General features: G+C 71.4%; 15 protein-coding genes, 1 pseudogene and 1 riboswitch. Of the genes and pseudogenes, 5 read left to right on the top strand and 11 right to left on the bottom strand.

The genetic code is table 11. From position 1 onward, the window contains the following. Positions 1–254: 254 nt before the first annotated feature. The 9 genes from ABZ478_RS21795 to ABZ478_RS21755 all read right to left on the bottom strand — a co-directional run bounded on the left by ABZ478_RS21795 (position 255) and on the right by ABZ478_RS21755 (position 11,133). The gene (locus ABZ478_RS21795) at positions 255–947 is read right to left on the bottom strand and encodes a transglycosylase family protein (protein WP_359551928.1); all 693 of its coding nucleotides are present in this window, start codon (positions 945–947) and stop codon (positions 255–257) included. Between the two features lie 4 nt (positions 948–951). Beyond that, positions 952–1,124: riboswitch (cyclic di-AMP (ydaO/yuaA leader) on the bottom strand. A gap of 176 nt (positions 1,125–1,300) precedes the next feature. Then, positions 1,301–2,359 carry a transglycosylase family protein gene (locus tag ABZ478_RS21790; RefSeq protein ID WP_359551925.1) on the bottom strand — a complete coding sequence of 353 codons (1,059 nt, stop codon included), beginning with the start codon at positions 2,357–2,359 and terminating at the stop codon, positions 1,301–1,303. Between the two features lie 148 nt (positions 2,360–2,507). Further along, positions 2,508–3,797 carry a cytochrome P450 gene (locus tag ABZ478_RS21785; protein WP_359551922.1) on the bottom strand — a complete coding sequence of 430 codons (1,290 nt, stop codon included), beginning with the start codon at positions 3,795–3,797 and terminating at the stop codon, positions 2,508–2,510. Between the two features lie 45 nt (positions 3,798–3,842). Next, positions 3,843–4,811 carry a nucleoside triphosphate pyrophosphohydrolase gene (locus tag ABZ478_RS21780; protein ID WP_359551920.1) on the bottom strand — a complete coding sequence of 323 codons (969 nt, stop codon included), beginning with the start codon at positions 4,809–4,811 and terminating at the stop codon, positions 3,843–3,845. A gap of 145 nt (positions 4,812–4,956) precedes the next feature. Next, positions 4,957–5,604, bottom strand: coding sequence for a SurA N-terminal domain-containing protein (locus ABZ478_RS21775; protein WP_359551917.1), 648 nt, complete (start codon positions 5,602–5,604; stop codon positions 4,957–4,959). Between the two features lie 146 nt (positions 5,605–5,750). After that, positions 5,751–6,578, bottom strand: a complete 828-nt coding sequence (locus tag ABZ478_RS21770; RefSeq protein WP_359551914.1) for a glycoside hydrolase domain-containing protein — start codon at positions 6,576–6,578, stop codon at positions 5,751–5,753. A gap of 125 nt (positions 6,579–6,703) precedes the next feature. Further along, on the bottom strand, positions 6,704–8,197 hold the full coding sequence (locus tag ABZ478_RS21765; protein WP_359552051.1) for a protein kinase: 1,494 nt from the start codon (positions 8,195–8,197) through the stop codon (positions 6,704–6,706). Between the two features lie 38 nt (positions 8,198–8,235). Then, complete coding sequence (locus ABZ478_RS21760; RefSeq protein WP_359551911.1) at positions 8,236–8,898, bottom strand: hypothetical protein; 663 nt, start codon at positions 8,896–8,898, stop codon at positions 8,236–8,238. A 147-nt stretch (positions 8,899–9,045) separates the two neighbouring features. Next, positions 9,046–11,133, bottom strand: a complete 2,088-nt coding sequence (locus ABZ478_RS21755) for an N-6 DNA methylase (RefSeq protein WP_359551908.1) — start codon at positions 11,131–11,133, stop codon at positions 9,046–9,048. Between the two features lie 189 nt (positions 11,134–11,322). Here ABZ478_RS21755 and ABZ478_RS21750 point away from each other — a divergent pair, with 189 nt between their 5' ends. Then, entirely contained in the window at positions 11,323–11,997 is a 675-nt protein-coding gene (locus ABZ478_RS21750; RefSeq protein WP_359551905.1) for a hypothetical protein, read from the top strand. Between the two features lie 126 nt (positions 11,998–12,123). After that, positions 12,124–12,876, top strand: a complete 753-nt coding sequence (locus ABZ478_RS21745; protein ID WP_359551902.1) for a hypothetical protein — start codon at positions 12,124–12,126, stop codon at positions 12,874–12,876. A gap of 24 nt (positions 12,877–12,900) precedes the next feature. On the opposite strand, the gene ABZ478_RS21740 is transcribed toward ABZ478_RS21745, so the two are convergent. Next, entirely contained in the window at positions 12,901–13,644 is a 744-nt protein-coding gene (locus ABZ478_RS21740) for a GNAT family N-acetyltransferase (protein WP_359551899.1), read from the bottom strand. A gap of 49 nt (positions 13,645–13,693) precedes the next feature. After that, a pseudogene (locus ABZ478_RS21735) lies at positions 13,694–13,957 on the bottom strand (HNH endonuclease family protein); the annotation flags it as partial. Positions 13,958–14,041: 84 nt separating this feature from the next. Here ABZ478_RS21735 and ABZ478_RS21730 point away from each other — a divergent pair. The 3 genes from ABZ478_RS21730 to ABZ478_RS21720 all read left to right on the top strand — a co-directional run bounded on the left by ABZ478_RS21730 (position 14,042) and on the right by ABZ478_RS21720 (position 19,466). Further along, positions 14,042–15,526: a tyrosine-type recombinase/integrase gene (locus ABZ478_RS21730; protein ID WP_359551896.1), complete on the top strand. Its 1,485-nt coding sequence runs from the start codon at positions 14,042–14,044 to the stop codon at positions 15,524–15,526. 74 nt (positions 15,527–15,600) lie between these two features. Next, on the top strand, positions 15,601–17,334 hold the full coding sequence (locus ABZ478_RS21725; RefSeq protein WP_359551894.1) for a hypothetical protein: 1,734 nt from the start codon (positions 15,601–15,603) through the stop codon (positions 17,332–17,334). Then, complete coding sequence (locus ABZ478_RS21720) at positions 17,331–19,466, top strand: hypothetical protein (protein WP_359551891.1); 2,136 nt, start codon at positions 17,331–17,333, stop codon at positions 19,464–19,466. Before ABZ478_RS21725 ends, ABZ478_RS21720 begins: the two co-directional genes overlap by 4 nt. Positions 19,467–19,468 lie beyond the last annotated feature (2 nt).

Here is a 19,468-nt window from a genome sequence, read left to right as displayed (position 1 = left end):
GTCGGCCACCGACCGACCGTCCCGTGGACAGGGAGACGGTACCCATTGTTCCTGCCCGGAACAAAGCGGTTCGGTGAGGTTCCGCGAACGAATGGGGAAAGGGGCCGGGAAAAACACAGCCCCGCCCCGGTGCGTATGGGGGAACACGCACCGGGGCGGGGAGCCCGTGGGGGACGGGGGGAATGGCCCTCACGCGGCCTTCAGCTTGGGGGACGGCCTTGTGAGGGCACTGTGGTTCCGGTCGGAGCCAGGTGTCACTTCAGGTGCAGCTGCTGGCCCGGGTAGATGAGGTCGGCGTCCTCGACGATGTCCTTGTTCAGCTTGAAGAGCTTCTGCCAGCCGCCGTCGACCTTGTGCTTCTCGGCGATGGTGCCGAGGGTGTCGCCCTTGACCACCTTGTACTCGCCGTCGCCCTTCTTGACCTTCTTGCCGGTCGGGGTGGTGACGGTCTTCTTCGCGCTCGCGGCCGGACGCTCGCTGGAACGGGAGGCGGCCTGCTGGTCGGTGGAGCGGGTGGCGGTGCTGCCCGAGGAGGTGCTCTTGGAGGAGCCGCTCGGGGCGGAGCCGCTGTTGGGGGTGCTCGACAGGCCCTTGCCGCACACCGGCCAGGCGCCCTTGCCCTGGGCGGCGAGGACCTTCTCGGCGACGGCTATCTGCTGGGCCTTGGAGGCCTGGTTGGCCTGGCCGGCGTACTGCGTGCCGCCGTAGGCGGCCCAGGTGGAGGCGGAGAACTGCAGACCGCCGTAGTAGCCGTTGCCGGTGTTGATGGACCAGTTGCCACCGGACTCGCACTGGGCGACCGCGTCCCACTCGGAGGTGGTGGCGGCGGAGGCGTTGCCGGCCGCCATCAGCGGGGCGGCGACGGCGGCGCCGGTGACACCGGCGAGCGCGATGGCACGGGTGGCCTTGGACGGACGACGGTGCTTGCCCTTGCTGGAGAACAGCATGGATGGATCCCCTCACCGACGCCTGCGAGGTGAGCTGTCGGGTTCGGGCCGGTTGAGTTGCCCGGCCGCGGGCCCGCTTTCACGGGCCGCGGCTCCACCCCTAGCCGGTTCCAGCGTGACCGCTGGTTCCGGCACTTACCTTGGGTCCCCCGCTCCTGCCTACGGCGCTTTACGCGACGACTGTTCCCGGGCGGCCGCTGGCAGGATTCGGCGTTGCGACAGCCGGGGCTCGTGGTGACGAGCGGTCACGACCGTAGACACGCGATCGAGGGAATTTCAAAGACGATCAGGGCTTCTGAGACTCATCCCACACTTTCACCGAAACGGACATCGACGCCCAATCCGGTCGTCAACTACCGCTGCTTTTGGCCCGTTTCGCTACCGACTTCCAGGGTCTGACCGGCGGAGATGTGGTTCGGGTCGGTACCGATGGCCTTCTTGTTCCGGGCGTACAGCTCGTGCCATCCGCCGTCCACGTCAAGGGAGTCGGCGATGGAGGCGAGGGTGTCGCCCTCATGCACGGTGTAGGTGTCCGTCCCGCGGGAGGCGTGCTTCCCCGACGAGGAGGCGTCCTGACCGTTTGTCACGCTTTCGTCCGCACTGCCGCCGCGGTGACGTCCGCCACTGCTGAGCGCTCCGGTGTCGACGAGGCTCCAAGAACCGCCGGTCTGCCATGAATTGTCCGAGTCCTCCACGACCGGGTCCGGGGTCGCGGACTCGCTCCCCTGCGACTCCCCGGCGCGCGGCGAGGTGGATTTGTCGGACTTGGGAGTGTCCGTGCCCTTGTCCGACCCCTTGGAGCCGGCACTCTCGCCCGCGTCCGGGGACGACTTGCCGACCGAGTCCGAGGAAGAGTCGGACTCGGAGCCGGAGTCGGAGGAGTCGGGCGAGGAGGAGGAATCCGGCAGACCGGACGAGTCGGAATCACCGGCGGAATCGGACGAGTCCGTGGAGCCGGAGGAGTCGCCGGACCCGCCGTGGTCCGAGCCGGACTTCCCGGAGCCTGCGACGCCCGTGTCGACGTCCAGGGACCCTGAGTCGGAGGTCAGGCCGGAGAGCAGGGCACAGGTGGTCCAGGGCGTGGTGCCCTTGTCGGCGAGGATCTTCTCGGCGACGGCGATCTGCTGGGAACGGCTCGCCAGGTCGGCGGTGGCGGCGTACTTGGTGCCGCCGTAGGCGTTCCAGTCGTCCTGGGAGATCTGCAGTCCGCCGTAGTACCCGTTGCCCGTGTCGGCGCTCCACGAGCCGCCGCTCTCGCACTCGGCGACCTTGTCCCAGGTGGTGCCGTCGGCGGCGTTGGCGCTCGCGGCACCGAGGAGCGGGATGGCGATGGCGGAGCCGGTCACTCCGGCCGCGACGAGAAGAGCCGGAGCCTGACGGGGGCGACGGTGACGACCGTTCCCGGAGAGCATGCGGAAGCCTTTCGTGCGACAGCGGGACCGACGCGGCGCCCAATGCTCGGGCCGCGTTGATGGGTGAACGTATAGGCATACGATCACTTGTCACAAGTTCATGCCGCACAGATCACGTGAAGATCACAGAGTTGAACGCCCGTCATGTTTACGGTTGTACGGCCTGTTCCGTGGCCGGGGTGAACTCCACGGGCAGGGTGCGCAGGCCGCGCATGATGAGCCCGCCGCGCCAGCGCAGGTCGGCCGGATCGGCCGCGAGCCGCAGGTCGGGGAGGCGGGTGAGGAGCGTGGCGAGCGCGGTCCGGCCCTCCAGCCGGGCGAGCGGGGCGCCGAGGCAGTAGTGGATGCCGTGGCCGTAGCCGAGGTGCTGGTTGTCCCCGCGGGAGAGGTCCAGGACGTCGGGACCGGCGAACCGCTCCGGGTCCCGGTCGGCGGCGGCGAGGACGACGAGCACCGGGTCGCCGGCCGCGATCTCCTGCCCGCCGAGGGTCAGCGGCCGGGTGGCGAACCGCCAGGTGGCCAGCTCGACCGGGCCGTCGTAGCGGAGCAGTTCCTCGACACCGGTCTCCAGCAGACCCTGTTCGCCGCGGGCGAGGGAGTTCTGCAGCCGGTGGCGCTGCTCCGGGTGGTTGAGCAGGGCGTAGGTGCCGTTGCCGATGAGGTTGACGGTCGTCTCGAAGCCGGCGAACAGAAGGATGAAGGCCATCGCGGCGGCCTCGTTCTCGGTGAGGTGCTCACCGTGGTCGGAGGCGCGGATCAGGCCGGAGATCAGGTCCTCGCCCGGGGATGGCTCTTCCGGCAGTGCCGCACGCTTGCGGTGGATCAGCTCGGCGAGGTAGCCGCGCATCTTCTTCACCGACCGGGCGACCCCGCCGCGCGGTCCTCCGCCGTGCCTGATCATCATCCCGGCCCAGTCGCGGAAGTCGTCCTGGTCCTCGCGCGGGACGCCGAGCAGGTCGCAGATGGCGTAGATGGGCAGCGGGAAGGCGAACTCGTGGATGAGGTCGGCGGAGCCCGTCCTCGCGAACCCGTCGATGAGGTCGTCGGTCAGCTCCTGCACCCGGGGCGCGAACTCGGCGACCCGGCGCGGCGTGAACGCCTTGCTGACCAGTCTGCGCAGCCTGGTGTGGTCCGGCGGGTCGATGTTCAGCAGGTGCGTCATCAACTCGGCCTTGCGCTCACCCGGGATACCGGTCTTGCCCTTGGCGTGCGCGGGCTCGTCGTGGTGCGCGGGGTTCTTGCTCAGCCGCTGGTCGGCGAGGGCCTGCCGGGCGTCGGCGTACCGGGTGACCAGCCAGGCCTCGACCCCGCTGGGCAGCCTCGTCCGGCGCACTGGCTCGTGCTCGCGCAGCCAGGCGTAGGCGGGGTAGGGGTCGGCGGCGAACTCCCAGGTGAACAGTTCCGGGGCGGTGCTGGGCGGGGCGGGCTGGTCGGTCACTCCTCGACGGTATCGGTCACGGACGCCCGCTCCGCGGCGCGGGTGTCAGCTCTCGGCCGCCCGTATCGCGTCCCGGTACACCCGCGCCGCCGCGCGCAGCGCCGCCTCCGGGTCCACGCCGGCCGACTCCGCGCGGACCGCCAGGGCCAGCAGCTCGTAGCCGATGCCCTCGCCCTCGGGCAGCGGCACCTCCAGGCCCGCCGTGCGGGTGCGGGAGGCGAGCTTGGCGGCGAGGGCCAGGCCGGGCTGGCCGAGGGGTACGCCCTCGGTGACCGAGGTGCGCCGCTTCTCCTCGGCCTTGGTGCGCAGCCAGTGCTCCTTGACGTCCTCCGGGGTCTCGGCCGTCTCGTCGCCGAAGACGTGCGGGTGACGGTGGATCAGCTTGGCGACGATGCCGCCGGCCACGTCGTCGACGGAGAACGGCGCCTGCGGGTCCTCCTCGGCGATGCGGGAGTGGAAGACGACCTGGAGCAGGACGTCGCCCAGTTCCTCGCGCAGTTCCTCCCGGTCACCGGCCTCGATCGCCTCGACCAGTTCGTACGCCTCCTCGATCCCGTACTTCGCCAGGCCCAGGTGGGTCTGCCGGGACGACCAGGGGCATTCGACCCGGATGCGGTCCATGACCTGGACGAGGTCGAGGAGGCGGGCGCCGGGCAGGTCGTAGGAGGCGGGCAGCAGTTCCAGCTCGGGCATCCGGAACCGTCCGGAACCGGCGAGGCGGGCGAGGCCGTCGGTGAGGGCGGGCTCGCCCTCCCCCGTGGCCACGACGACCACCGTACGCCCGCCCGCGCAGGTGTCGAGCAGCTCCTGCGCGGTGGGCGCCGCCTCCGCCACGGATATCCCGGCCTCCCGCAGATAGGGGAGCTGCGGATGGGCGCCGTCCGCGCACAGCACGGCGTCGGCGGCGCGCAGCGCCTGCCAGGCGGGCCAGGACAGCAGGCCGGGTGCGACGCGGTGGCTGGTGGTGAGCAGGACGATGCGGCCGGGGGCGGCCTCGGGACTGGTTGCGTTCACCATCCGAACGTAACCCACGGGGAAGAGGGACGGGATCGGTTGTCCACAGGGCCGGGGGCAACGTGTGACCGTATGACCGACCGGCCCCCGTCGGCCCCCTGCCGTACCCGCTCCGGCGCCCCGGCACAGGAGCGCCGACCGCCCGCTACGCCGGCTGCTGCGCCCCCGTCGCCGTGGCCTCCCGCACCCAGGGCGTCTTGGCGTCCACGCGGCTGCTCTTGCGCACGTCCCAGGCGCCGTAGCGCGGGTTGAGGTCGACGTGGAGTTCCTGGGAGGCCCGGGACAGGGCCTTCCAGAACGCGGGCTGCGTGGTGTCCGAGCCGAGCTTCGCGGCGAGCTTCTGCGCCTCGAGCTGGAGCCGGAGGTTGTCGTCCAGGCGGCCGGGCGCGATGCCGTACTTCTGCAGCCAGGCGGTCTCCAGGCCCTTGGTGCCACCGGCCTGCTGCTCCAGGCCGGCCCGCATCCCGGAGACCTCCTTGCGGGTGACCGAGATCCCCGCGTCCCGCGCGGCGCGGTGCAGGACCTGGTCCAGGACCATGTTGTGCAGGGTGTCGCGGGTCAGACTGCCGGTGGAGGCGAGGACCTGCTGGTACTGGGTCTCGTCCCGCACCGCCGCGCGCTGCGCTTGGCGTACCTCGTTGACCCGGCCCTCGAGCTGGGCGACGGTGATCCGCTCTCCTCCCACGACCGCGGCGGCGCCCGGGTGCGCCTCGCCTCCGCAAGCGGTGAGGGCGGGTGCCGCGGCGGCGATCGCGGCGGAGAGGAGGAGCGCGGTGCGACGGCGGCGGTGCAAGGAGACCTCCAGGGGAGCTTGTGCGGCGGTGCACAAAGTCTTGCGGTGATCGATGTTAGGCAGTGGGCAGCCTGTGGCCAACCCATTCGACCAACGATTCGCACGCGCTTCGGGCACCGTGGTGCCTCCCCGGGCCGGGGTACGGGTCAGCCGGTGATGGCCACCGGCGCGTCCCACGCGTCACGGTCGACGGTGAGCGTGACACCGCCGTGCGACTCCTTGCTGTTGACCATGTACTGGTGGGCGCGGCTGTGGTTGGTGAACTGGGTCGAACCCCAGGGCCAGTCCGAGGTGGTGGTGTTCTTCTTGTCCCACAGCGCGTACCAGAGGTTGCCCGGCAGGTCGGTCTTGTCGCTCGCGGTGGCGATGGCCTTGGCACTGGAGCTGGTGAAGCCGTAGTAGCCGGCGCGGTACGTCTTGACGCGCAGCTCCTTGTCGAAGGCGCGGACGTAGGTGAGCACGGCGTCGTTGCACGACTTGTTCGTGACGTCGTACGGCTCCATGTCCAGGTAGATCGCGCTGCCGGCCTTCATGCCGAGCGCGGCGGCCTTGACCACGGCGTCCTTGGCGTCGCTGGTGCCGAGGGAGGCGGCGGTGGACGCGGTGAGCTTCTCCGGGTTGGAGCTGGTCTGGCAGGGCGGCTGGGCGCCGACGTAGATCGGGACGAGCTTCCAGCCGAGGCCGCTGACGTACGTCACCCAGGAGGACGTCAGGTTGGGCTGGGCGCAGCCGCGGTTCCTGCCGCCCACGTAGACGGCGGCCGCGCCGTAGAAGCCGGTGTGCCAGGCCTTCATCGTCGCCTTGGAGGGCGCGGTGCAGGTGTCGAAGGCGCGGCCGGTGAACGTCTTCTGCGCGGGCCAGGCCGTGGCGGCCATCGAGGTCTGCGCGGCGACGCCCCCGCCGGCGACGACGGCCGTGCCCGCCACGGCCCACGTGATGTACCTGCGCCTCTTGGACTGCCGATGACCGGCCATGGAACCCCACCCCTGCTCATAAAGTGCGTGGCGAAAAACGAACCGCAACCTATCCCGCGCCGATCATGCGTTCGGGAAACCCAACCCCTTGTAGAGCACAAGAATCTCCCAGGCGACGGCAAAGACTAGCCGCGCACCTGCCCCAGCCATTGCAGGGTCCGGCGGATCTCCGCGGCCAGCGGGTCGCCGGGGCCGCGGAAGCGCTCGACGTCCACCAGCAGCCGCGCCAGCGTGTCGTGGGCGGCCGGCCGGTCGCCGAGGGCGAGCAGCAGGTGGCCGATGCGGCGGCGCACGTCGTGGGCGAGCTGCGGATCACCGGAGACGTACTGGTTCTCGTAGTACGGCAGCAGCGCGCGGTACTCGGCGAGTGCCGCCGCCGGTTCGCCGAGCTGCTCGAGGCACTGGGCCGCCTCGTAGCGGAAGCGCAGGGACTGCGGGTCGGCCTGCCCGGCCTCGGCGGCGCGCTCGTCGGCGAGGCGGCGCAGTTCGGGCAGCGCGCGCCGGTACTGGCCGTCGTCCAGGAGGGTGGCCGCGTACTGCTTGCGCAGGGTGCGCACCACCGGGGAGCGTTCGCCGTGCTGTTCGGCCGCGGCGGGCAGGATCGCGCCGAGTATGTCCACGGCCTGGGTGATGCGGCCCTCCCCGAGCAGGCGCTTGACCTCGTCCACGGCGGCGGCGACGTCGGGCTTCCCGGCGGCGGGCGGCGCGGGCGCGACGGGGGCGGGCTGCGGCGCGGGCGTGCGCGCGCGGTCCGGCCAGGGGGCGTGCGGGCGCAGGAAGGGGCGCGTCGGGTCCAGCGGCGCACCGGTGGGCATGCCGCGCGCGGGCAGCAGCAGCGCCAGGTGCTCGTACACCTCCTGCGCGGAGTCCGGCCGGTGCTGCGGGTCCTTGGCCAGCAGGCGCAGGACGAGCGACTCCAGCGCCTCGGGGACCTCCGGGCGGGTGCGGCGCACCGGCAGCGGCGGCTCGTACAGGTGCCGGTGCAGCACGCCGAGCGCGGTGGAGCCCGCGAACGGCACGTCACCGCTGAGCAGTTCGTGCATCAGCACGCCGAGCGCGTACAGGTCGGTGTACGGGCCGACCGCGCCGCCCATGGCCTGCTCGGGCGCCATGTAGGCGGGCGAGCCGATCGGGGAGCCGGTGTGGGTGAGGCGGGTGGTGTCGGTGTCCATGACGGAGGCCACGCCCAGGTCGAGGACGGTGACCGTGCCGTCCTGCTTCACCATGACGTTCCGCGGCTTGAGGTCGCGGTGCACGATCGGCACGGCGTGCACCGCGCTCAGCACGGCGCACAACTGCGCGGCCACCGCCACCGCCCACTGCCAGGGGTACGGGTCGTGCTCGGCGAGATGGTCGGAGAGGTCGGCGCCGTCGACGTACTGCATGACGAGGAACAGCTCCTCGCCCTCGCTGCCCGCGTCGTGCACCGTGACCAGGCCCGGGTGGTCGACCTGCGCGGTCACCCGGCACTCGCGCACGAAACGGCGGCGCAGTTCCTCCGCCTCCTGCCCGGCCACCTTGTCGGGGCGCAGCAGCTTCACCGCCACCCGCCGGTCCAGCCGCTGGTCGTACGCCGTCCACACCTGGCCCATGCCGCCCTGGCCGATGAGCGTGGACAGTTCGTAGCGGCCGGCGACGACACGTCCCGCCGCCACGCTCACCGTCCGCCCTCGTGGCCGGCGTCCCGCATGCCGTCGCCGTCGTGGTGGCCGTCGTGCTGGCGCAGGTAGTCGCTCAGCTCGTCCAGTTCGGCACGCACCTGGTCGATACGGGCGGGTGCCGGGCGCTGCTGCGGCGGGGCGACCGGCGGGTGCTGCGGCACGGGCGTGTGGTGCGCGGGGGGCGTCGCGGGTACGGGTGTGTGGTGCGCCGGGGGCGTCGCCGGCACGGGGGTCTGCGACGCGGCCGTGGTGCTGTACGGCGTCGCGGGCGGCGGGTAGCCGTACCCGGACACCGCGGCGCCGGCGTACGCCTGCCGGAGCCTCTGGTAGTGCCGGATCTCCGCCACGAGGTAGTACACGAGCGCGGCCGCCAGGGCGCCCAGGAGCAGCAGGACGCCCAGGTAACCACCGGTGGTGTGGACCTCGTCGCCGGGCTCGCTGCCCAGCAGGACGATGCTGAGGATGTCGGCGGCCAGCAGCGCCACGAACAGACCCCAGTCCAGCGACCTGCGCGTGACGGCGGCCAGTCGCAGCAGCATCACCCAGGCGAGCATGCCGATGCTGAGGACCGCGACCGCCACGAACAGCACGCGCAGGAAGACCAGCCCCGCGGGGTGCGGCGGCTGCTTCACCGGCTGTGCGTAGCCGTGGCCTTGCATGGCTGCTCCTGATGCCTGAAATGGACGTACCTGTCCGCCCGGTGTGCTCCGCCGGGCTGACGCCGCTCGTGCGATGGTCGCTTCGAGCATATGGCCCGGCACGGACAAGCGGTCCGTGTTGTACCGAACCGTTGTCCGGGAGCAACGTCAATCCGGCGCGACGGTGCCGTCCGTGAGCCCGTCGTACATCCCGCGCACCAACTGCTCCCCGAGCCGGCTCGCGTGCCGCACGGCCCGCTCGAACTCCTCGAGGGCGCGGAACCGCGCGCCGTAGCGCCGCTGTTCGTCCAACGGGAGCCGGGGCAGCTGGAGACGGCGCACGTCCAGGCGGGTGGCCGTGGAGGCATAGCTGCTGGCCTGGCGGTGGTTGGCCGAGCCGCGCAGGAAGCCGGCGAGGAACCACGGGTCCAGCGCCGCCGGATCGGGCCGCAGCAGCACCAGGTTGCGGCCCAGGGCGGCGCCCCGCGTCGCCTCGCCGATCACGCGCGCCACCGTGCCGCCGCCGAGCACCGGCACGACCACGTCACCGGCTTCCGTCAGCACGGCTTCCTCGTCACTCTCCGGCAGCATCCCGGAGGGCGCCGTTCCGGCGAGCACGTCGTGGTCGGTGAGGACGGGCACGCGCGCGCGGCCGCCGTTCCCGCCGGTGCGCAGCACCAGCGTGCCCCCGCGCGCGAGTTCACCGACGGTGGTGAGCGGCCAGCGCGTGGGGGGCGCCGGGTCGGCGGGGGGCGGCGTGAGGTCGGCGGTCAGCCGCAGCGTCTCGCCGAGGCGCTCGCGCACCGCGGTGAGCTGCTCCGCGCCGTCGGCGGCCGCCGCGGGCGGCAGGTGGCGGGCGGGGGCCAGGTCGACGTCGTCGTCGAGGAGTTCGATGACCGGCACGGACCGGGCCAGCCCCGGCCGCTCCACCAGCCGCCCGGCGCGTTCGAAGGCGCGCCAGGCGTCGAGCACGGCGTCCCGCACCGCCTGCCAGTCGGGACCGCCGCGCGCCTCACCGGCGAACCGCCCGGTGTCGGCGAGCAGCACCTCGGGCGCCGCGGGCGTCCGGTCGGGCCGGCGCAGCACCCACACGTGGAGCGGGATGTTGTACGGCGGCGCCGCCCCGACCGGCAGCGCGACGACGGCGCGCAGCGCGCCCCGGCGCAGCAGGTCGGCGCGGATCCGGCGGCCGGAGCGGCGGGAGGCGGCGGCCGGCGGCATGAGCAGTACGGCGGTGCCGCCGTCGGCCAGCCGGGCCAGCGCGTGCTGCACCCAGGCCAGCTCGGACTCGGTGCGCGCCGGGAAGCCGTACTCCCAGCGGGCGTCGTAGGCGAGTTCGTCGTGGCCCCAGTTGCGCTCGTTGAACGGCGGGTGGCACAGCACGGCGTCGGCGCGCAGCTCCGGGTGGGCGTCGGCGCGCAGGGTGTCGCCGACGGCGGCGTGCACGACGGCGCGGGACTGCAGTCCGAGGCGCAGGGCGGTGAGGGCGGCGAGGTCGGGGGCGCCGTCCTGGGCGTACAGCTCCTGGCCGGGGCGGGTGTCGACGGCGCGCAGCAGGGCGCCGGTGCCGCAGGCCGGGTCGAGGACGGTGCGGGCGGGGCCCGCGAGGTCGGCCATCAGCCGGGCGAGTTCGGCCGGGGTCAGCGTGTACTGGCGCGGGTTGGCGTCCAGGTGGCGGCCCAGCAGGAACTCGAAGGTCTGCCGCGCCCCCGTCTCGGCGGCCAGTTCGGCGGCGCCGCGCAGGAGGGGGGCGGAGGGGAGGAGCTGGGGGCCGGTCGGGGTGTGCAGCGCGGGAGTGGGGGCGGCGGGCGGGGTGTGAGTGGACGGCCGGGTGTGAGCGGGGGCGCCGGTGTTCACAGGTGGCGGGGTGTTCACAGCCAGCACCTGCTCCAGCGCGCCCGGCAGCATCGCGGCCAGCCGTTCGTCGGAGCCCGCGCTCACGTCCAGCCAGACGGTGGGGCGCTCATGGATGAGCAGCAGCACGCAGCCCGCGTGCACCAGCGCGGTGACCGGGCCCTCGGGATGCCCGGCGAGCTGCTGCCAGACGCGTTCGCGCAACGGGACCTCGGCGAGCTTGCCCTGCTCGCGCAGCCATGCCTCCACCTCGGCGAGCGCGAAGGACGGGCTGGTCTCGGTGCCGCCGACCGGTTTGGGGAAGTCGGCGTGCCGGCGGCGCCAGTTGCTGACGGCGGCCCGGCCCACACCGGCGAGCCGCGCGATGCCGGCGGCGGTCACCTCTGTCGCGTTGTCCTGCACCGGCCCCGCTCCCCTCGTCCCGTTGTGCGCCGAGCATACCGGCGTACACAAGATCCACGGCTTCACGGACGTGTACTGCCGAGAACTTGTGAACCGTGTTGACTCGGTTCACAGGCTCTGCTCTTATTGACCCAGCGAACGAGCGGCCGGCCGGAGGGGGCGGTCGCCGCATCGGGGAGGGGTTCCGTCATGGGTATGGGCAAGATCGCGCTGGGCGCGGTCGTCGGGGTCGTCGTCATCGCCGCCGTGTCCGCCAACGCCGACGACGGCAAGGACACTTCGGCGTCCGCCGCGCACCGGCCCGGCTCGAAGCAGGACAAGGGCGCCGGAAAGGAAGCCGGCGGCAGGGCGGCGGCGAAGAAGAAGGCCGCCTTCGACGGGGACGGCGAGTTCCAGGTCGGCTCCGACATCAAGCCCGGCACCTACCGCACCACCGGCAACACCGACGGCATGTGCTACTGGGAGCGGGCCAAGGACGCCTCGGGCGAGATGGACTCCATCCTCGCCAACGACAACGTCTCGGGCACGAGTTACGTCACCGTCAAGGCCGGCGACAAGCTGTTCAAGTCGCACGGCTGCGCGGACTGGGAGGCCGTCGCCGTGAAGGCGAAGGGTTCACCGGCCTCCGCCATGGACGGCGACGGCGGCATGTTCAAGGTCGGCACCGACATCGCGCCGGGCACCTACAAGTCGGCCGGCAACAGCGACGACTCCTGCTACTGGGAGCGCGACAAGGACGCCGAGCACGGGCTCGACTCGATCATCGCCAACAACAACGTGAAGGGCACGGCCGTCGTCACCGTCGGCGCCGGCGACGCCTACTTCAAGACGACCGGCTGCGGGAACTGGAAGAAGACGGCCTGACCGCCGCCCCGTTCACCACCGCACCGCTCCACCACCGGGCGCCCACCGCGCAACGCACCGCACCGCACGGCGCACCGCTCCACTCGCCACCACATCTCATCCCACTTCTCCCAGCAAGGAACTGTCATGCGCCGAACCGCACTTGCCGCCATCTGTCTCATCGCCGCGGCCACCGCGGGAATCACCGGCTGTCTGCCGGGGCAGGACAAGGCGGACAGCAAGCCGGAGGGCCCGTTCGCCGGGCTGAGCGGCGGCGAGATCGCCGACCGCGCGCTGAAGGCCACCACCGGGGCCTCTTCGCTGCGGATGAAGGGCGATGTCGCCGACGACGAGAGCACGGGCACCATCGGGCTCGACATGGCCCTGGACAAGAAGGGCGAGTGCGCCGGCACGATGAGCATGGGCGGCCAGGGCAAGGCCGACCTGGTCAAGACCGGGAGCACCGTCTACATGAAGTACGACGAGGCGTTCCTGCGCGCCCAGAGCAAGGGTGAGTCCAAGGCCGACACCGACGCGGCGGTGGACATGCTGGCCGGGAAGTGGACCAAGATGGCGGTGAAGGGCCAGGACGCCAAGGACATCGCGGGCTTCTGCGACCTGAACTCGGTGCTGGCCGGCGCGGGTGACGTCAGCTCGGACGCCACCCGCGGGAAGACCACCACGGTCGGCGGCACCCCGGCGATCGTGCTGCACGAGAAGGACGGCAAGGACCGCTACACGCTGTACGTGGCGACCGAGGGCAAGCCGTATCTGCTCCAGGTCGACAGCGCGGCCGGCGCCAAGGAGCCGGTGCACCTGTCCTTCAGCGACTACGACAAGCCCGTACCGGCGCGGAAGCCCGCCGGGAAGGTCATCGACCTGGACGCCCTGGGCGGCTGAGTCCGGGCCGGGCCCGGCGCCGGGTCACAGCGGGTGCCGCATCCACACGTTGGGCTCGACGTAGACGGCGTACCCGCGCTCCGGTTCGCAGTGGACCGGGACCAGCGCGCCGGGCACCTCGACGTCCCCCCGCGTGTCGAACGGCAGCCCGGTCCAGCGGCGCCACTCCTCGAGGGAGGCGCCGACGGTCATGGAGGCCGTGGCGACGGAGTCGATGGTGGCACCGGCGCGGGCGTGCACCCGCAGCCACGGGTCCTCCGGCAGGCCGTCGGGGCGGACCCGGTGGGCGTACTCGGCGATCGGGGTGCGCGGTTCATGGTGCTTGGCGCTGGGGCGGACGGGGGCGACGACCTCGCCGAAGCCGCGGGCGCGGGCGTTGTCCCGCATCGCCGAGAGCATCCGGGCGGACAGGCCCTGCCCCTGGGCGTGCGGGGCGATGACGACGGAGATCGCGCTGACCGTGTCGGGGCGGGTGCCGCGGCGCAGGTCGGCGAAGGCCCACAGCAGGATCTGGTCCCAGCCGCGCGCAGGCAGGGTTCCCCGGCCCTCGGCGGCGAGGGAGAAGGGGACGCTGAAGGCGTGGGCGACGACCTCACCGCGCTCGTCCTCGGCGAACAGCGCGTACTCGGGCAGTTCGGTGGGGATGCGGCCGTAGTGGGCGTTGCCCACGGGGTCGCTGGTCACGAACTCGGGCCAGGTGTCGGCCATCTCGAACACCGCCGGGAGCCGGTCGGGCCGCTCGGCGACGCTGCTTACCCTCACGTCCATGCGGGTCACCGTAGGCGGTGCGGATCGCCCCGGGAAACCGAATTGCCGCTCACCGGGCCTTGAAGCGCTCCGGGGCGTTCGTGGGGTTGCCGCCCGTGGGGAGCTTCTGGTCCGGGCAGGTGGCGAGCACCTTCTTCATCGCGGCCTTCTCGGCGGAGGTGACCCACAGGCCGTACTTCTTCTTCACCGCCACCTGGGCGGCGACGTAGACGCAGCGGTAGCCCTTGGCGGGCGGCAGCCAGGTGGCCGTGTCGCCGTCGCCCTTGCCGCGGTTGGCGCTCGCGTCGACCGCGAGGAGGTTGAGCGGGTCGTTTATGTCGGTACTCGTAACTGTCTCACCACTCTTCCCGTTATGTGCGCGTACAGCTTGTCTCACAGGGAGGGTGGCTCGCACGCGATGGAGTCAGAAGAAGCGGATGCCGGTTCCGAGACGCCAGTGCTGCTGCACCGGACGGCACTCGGGGCACCGGCCATCGACCCACTTCCCTTCGACGGGGACTCGATCCTTCAGCGAGCCGGCGCCGACGAGGGCAGACCCTTCATCCTCGGTCCGGACGGCAGCTACGACCTCCGCCTGAACCGCTTCCTGCGCGACCTGGAGAACTGGGGCGTGCGATCGGAGAACAGCCGCATCGCCTACAGCACCGACGTCATGCTCTACTGCCGCTTCCTCCACGAGTCCCGGGGCGGCAAGTCCATCTGGGACACGGACGGTGCCGACCTCCGCGCCTACAAGGCCGTACGCCTGCACGGCGACGGACCGGGCAGCATCTCGGTGGCGACCTGGAACCGCTCCGTCGCCGCACTCGACAAGTGGGTGCAGTGGTCGCTGTACGAGGAACTGCTGCCTGCTGAGCCGTTCCGATACATCGACAAGACCGTGGTGTCGCCGCAGGGACCGAAGCGCGTACGGGTCAACGCCGACGCCGAGCCCGAAGTGCCCCGACAGCCGATCCGGTTCCTGTCGCACGAGGACTTCATGCTCTGGCGGGATGTCGGACTGCGCGGACTGCTGCCGGACGGCTCCCCGGACGTCAGGTGGCGCGGGCGCAATGGCGAACGCAACGCTCTCTTCGCCGATCTCCTGGTCTGCACCGGCATGCGGCTGGGCGAGGCCGCGAGCCTGCTGACGACGGAACTTCCGCCGGTGACCGGCAGACGCCTGATCGGCGACATCACCGTCTCGGCCGCCGTGGCCAAGCGCGGCAGGGCACGCACGGTGTACGTCCGTCCCCGGGTGGCCCGCGACCTGCACCACTACGTCGGTATGGAGCGTGACGAGCTGGTGCAGCGGCGGCGCGTCCGAGGCGGGTACGAAGCGGCTGCGGACCAACTGCCGGTACGCCGGGCAAGTCGGCATGCGCTGGTGGTCGAGAACGGAGCGAGCTGGTCGTACTCGCGCATCGGTGCGGCGGACCGGGCACGGCTCGTCCAGGTCGACGGCCGAGGAGACGTCGTCGGCCCCCTGTGCCTGTGGCTCGGTGAGAACGGGCTGCCGCTGCGGCGCAGTACCTGGCAGTCGGTCTTCCAGCGAGCGAACGAGCGGTGTGCCGGCTTCGGGCTCGACTTCGATGTCCACCCGCACACGCTGCGGCACACGTTCGCGGTGCACATGCTCGGCCTGCTGCTGCGACAGACCGTGCGGGCACTCGGCATGCGTGAGGACCGCCGGTTCACCCACGCGGAGGTGAAACGACTGCTCATCGGCAATCCGCTGCGCAAGCTCCAGCTCCTGCTCGGCCATCGCCACGAGACGACCGTCTACACGTACCTCGACGTGCTGGACGAGGCCCAGGAGATCGTGCTCGCGGCGCTCGGCGACTGGGACGAGCAGGCCGCCGCCTTCGAGCGGATCCGCCTGGATGCGGAGGAGGACCGGTGAGCCCGCGTCGCGTCCGCTTCCCGACCGCTGTCGAGCCCCCAGCCGCAACCGAGCCCGTGCCGACGATCGGCCCCGTGATCTTCACCGTGGATCTCAACGGGAGTCCCGAAAACATCGACCTGTCAGGACTCCCGTGTCCCCGTCTCACCCGGGCACTCGCCGCCGCACTCGCCGAAGTCGTCAGCGCTCCCGGCACCCTGCGTGACCGCAGTGGCGTGCGTTACGTCGTCAAACGTATCCGGGAGTTCGTCGAGTTCACGGCTGCTGCCCTGCCGGATTCCGCCGCCGAGCTGCGTCTGAGCGACCTGGAGCCCGATCTTCTGGACGCGTTCGAGACGCGTCTGATCGCTCAGTACGGAGGGACGAGCAAGGAGCCGTACCTCACCATGACGTACCTCGTACGGTTGCTGAAGCTGGTGCACGAGGCGCACCCCCACGCCTTCGGAGCTGCCTTTCACGCCCGCCTGGGCTTCACGTCGGCGTCGGCCCACCGAGCGTCGAAGCCTCTCGACGCGTATCCGTTCCCGGTGCTCGACGCGCTGGAGACCGCTGCCCGGGACGACGTCGCCCGCATCCGCGACCGAATCCTGGAGGGTGAGAAGCTGGCGGCTACGGGCCGCGACCCGCGCCAACACGGGTGGGACCGGCTGGGGAACGTCCTCTGGTACATCGCACACCACGGCCCGCTGACCGCCGACGACGCCTCGTACAAGGTCCTCCGCTGCTGGGGCGGAAGAGAGGAACTCAACGGTCGTCTCCACCTCACCGCAAGGGACCTGGTGGCTTTCCTGCTCCTGCTCGCCTGCCAGACGGGCATGGAACCCGAGTGCATCCGGCAGCTGCGCGCCGACTGCCTGGCGAGTCCGGCTCGCGGCTACGTCAGCATCGCCTACGTCAAGAAGCGTGCCCCGGGTGCCACGCACAAGACGGTCAGGGTCGCCGACGGGGGCTCGCTGCGCTTCCCCGGTGGCGTGATCCGGCTGGCCCTGCGCTTGACGAAACACACCCGTGAGCTGATCGGCAGCAACGCGCTGTGGTGCGACGTCGGTGGTCATGGACAAGCTCGTGCGCCCTTCGACGACGGTCCTCACGGCTGGTCGGCCGTGACCCGGCAGTGGATGTCCGAGCGTGGGCTCGACTGCCTCACCGACCGCGACGGCGGGCCTGTCGCCCTCGACCTGCGGCGGGTGCGCAAGACCGTCAAGTCCCGTCAGTACCTGCGGGCCGGCGGAGTTCTTGAGGACTTCGCCTCCGGCCACACCCGGCCGGTCGCTGCGCAGCACTACGCCGACATCGGCGCCCACGAAGAGACCCACGACCAGGCGGTGGAGGCGGGCCTTGCACAGGCGCTGGGCGTTGCGCTGGCCCCGCCGGTGGTGCTGTCGGACGACGGCGCCCGGCTCGACGACGGCCAGGCATCGCTGACCGCGCGGGAGATCGAGTCGGCGCTCTCCGGCGAGCAGGACGTATGGCTCGCCTCCTGCCGCGATTTCTTCGCCTCACCGTTCGCGCGCAAGCCCGGGGCGGCCTGCCCCGTCCCGGCCTGGGGGTGCCTGGAATGCCCGAACGCGGTGTTCACCAGCCGCCACCTGCCGAGCCTGCTGTCCTTCCTGGACTTCCTGGAGCGGCAGCGCGAGGAGTATCCCGCCGCGGAGTGGATCGCGCGGTTCGGCCTCGCGTGGGATCGCATCGTCCACGGTGTCCGCGCCCGCTTCAGCACGCGCCAGATCGCCACGGCGCAGGCCATCGCCGAGGGCGGTGGCGATCGCCTGTTGCTGCCCCCGTCGTTCCTGGAGGTCATCGCATGACTGCCGTTCCCAAGCCGCGGACCAGTGATCACGACCTGTCCCCGGCCTCGGAGTACGTGCTCCCGGAGCGGCTCACGCAAGGTCTGCCGAGCCGAGGTCCGCTCCTGTCCGAAGACGTGTGGGATCTGCGGTGCGTGCTGCCCCGCACGTGGCGGACGTGGCGGCTCGACTTCACGCAGATCGGCGATCCGATGACACGGCGTACAGCGAAGGAGTTCGTCGCCTCCCGCCTCCGCCGGGGGTCCCTGGGCCTCGGCCCCATGAAGGCCACGGCAGCGGCCGGAGAGCTACGCGTCTTCATTGCCGTGATGAACGACCTGGGGGAGGTGGGTGCACCACGATTGTCCGCCGTCGGCCGCACCCACCTGGATGCCGTGCTGAAGAGGTGGAAGCCCAGCCCGAGCAATACCGTTCGTAACATCACGCTTCTCAAGCACCTCGCGGCCCACGGGCCGTTCCTGTCTCAGGACCGGCTGAACGTCCTCCCCTGGAACGGCCGCAGCGCCTACGCCGTCGCCGGGATGCGGCGGGTCAAGGGAGAGAACGCCACCCCACGCATCCCCGAGGACGTCGTCGCGCCCCTGCTGCGGGCAGCGGTCTTCTACGTGGATATGGCCAGCGGCGACATCCTCGCCGCCCAGCGGGAGATCGCCGCGCTCGAAGCAGCGCGCAAGGGCCAGAACCTCGGTTACGGCCAGGCACGCGAACGGGTTCTGGCCTTTATCGCCGAACGCCGCGCGGCCGGTCGGGGTATTCCCGCTCTCCCCCGCGAGACCGCGCACACCGTGCCCGACGCCGTCACTGTCGACGGCGTACCACAGAGCCCGAACCACCGCCTCGTCTCCCTTCTGAGCGGCTGCGGCAACGCCGCACACCTGCGACCGCTGATGGCGCAGGCCGGCGAGGACATCGGCTATGAGGAAGGCGGCCTCGACACTCCGATGTCCGAGTGGCCGGCCACCGGCAGGCCGTGGCGCCCGCGACTCAGCCCTTTCACGTTGGCCAACGAGCTGTCCTTCCTGCGAACGGCCTGCTGGACCGTCATCGCCTATCTGTCGGGGATGCGGGACGTGGAAGTGCGTGAGCTGGGCCGCGACTGCGCGTCCACCGAGATCGGAGCCGACGGTCGTCCCCGGTACAAACTCCGGGGGCGGGTATACAAGGGTAAGGACCGCAAGCTCAGCGGGGACGAAGCCGAGTGGGTCGTCCTGGACGTCGTGCACCGGGCCGTCGCTGTTCTCAGGGAGATCAACGACGACCCCGGCCACCTCTTCGGCTACGACGGCGGCGGCCGCAACGGGTACGTCCTCCTCAGCAACATGCCCCCGCGCATCAGAGCCTTCCGCGACCACCTCAACGAGCTCTTCAGCACCTCGGACGAGCTCTACATCCCGCTGACGACGACGTCCCCGAACGGGCACTCGCCGGACGAGGAGGACGAAGCCGAGGAAGACACGCCAGCGCCCACGGCACTTCCCTGGGCCTTCGACACCAGGCAGTTCCGGCGCACCCTCGCGTGGCACATCGCCCACCAACCCTTCGGGGTGGTCGCGGGCGCCCGCCAGTACAAACACGCCGCGATCACCATGTTCGAGGGATACGCGGGAACCTCCGCCTCCGGCTTCGCCGACGAGGTCGCGGCCGAGGAGGCCGTCGCCAAACTCGACTACGTCGAGGACCTCTACCACGACTGGAACGAAGGCGGCCACTCCGCAGGTGGCGCCGCCCAGCGCATCGAGGCCGAGTTCGACCGCATCCGCAGCGAACTCGGCGACCTGCCCGGTGCCGTGGCCCGTCCTTCCCGGCTCCGGACGCTGCTGCAACATCTGACGAAGACCCTGCACCCAGGCGTCCTCAACGACTGCTTCTACCAAGCGGAGACGGCCGTGTGCCGCAAGCGCGCCAAGCCCCTGGGGCGCCCCGTCCCCATGCTGGACATGTGCATGCGCTGCCCCAACTCACGGCGCTCCGCCGTCCACCTGCCCCGCTTGGAACGGGCGCACGACATGGCACAAGCCGAACTGGGCGAGGCGACCGACCTCCCGCGACTCCAGCAGCTCGCCATCACCGAGCACCTGGCCACGCTCACCCACCTGATCGCCGAGATCGACTACGAGAACACCCACCGATGACC

The organism is Streptomyces sp. NPDC005706 (genome assembly GCF_040631045.1).
GTDB lineage: Bacteria > Actinomycetota > Actinomycetes > Streptomycetales > Streptomycetaceae > Streptomyces.
This window is presented reverse-complemented; position numbering and strand designations above follow the sequence as displayed.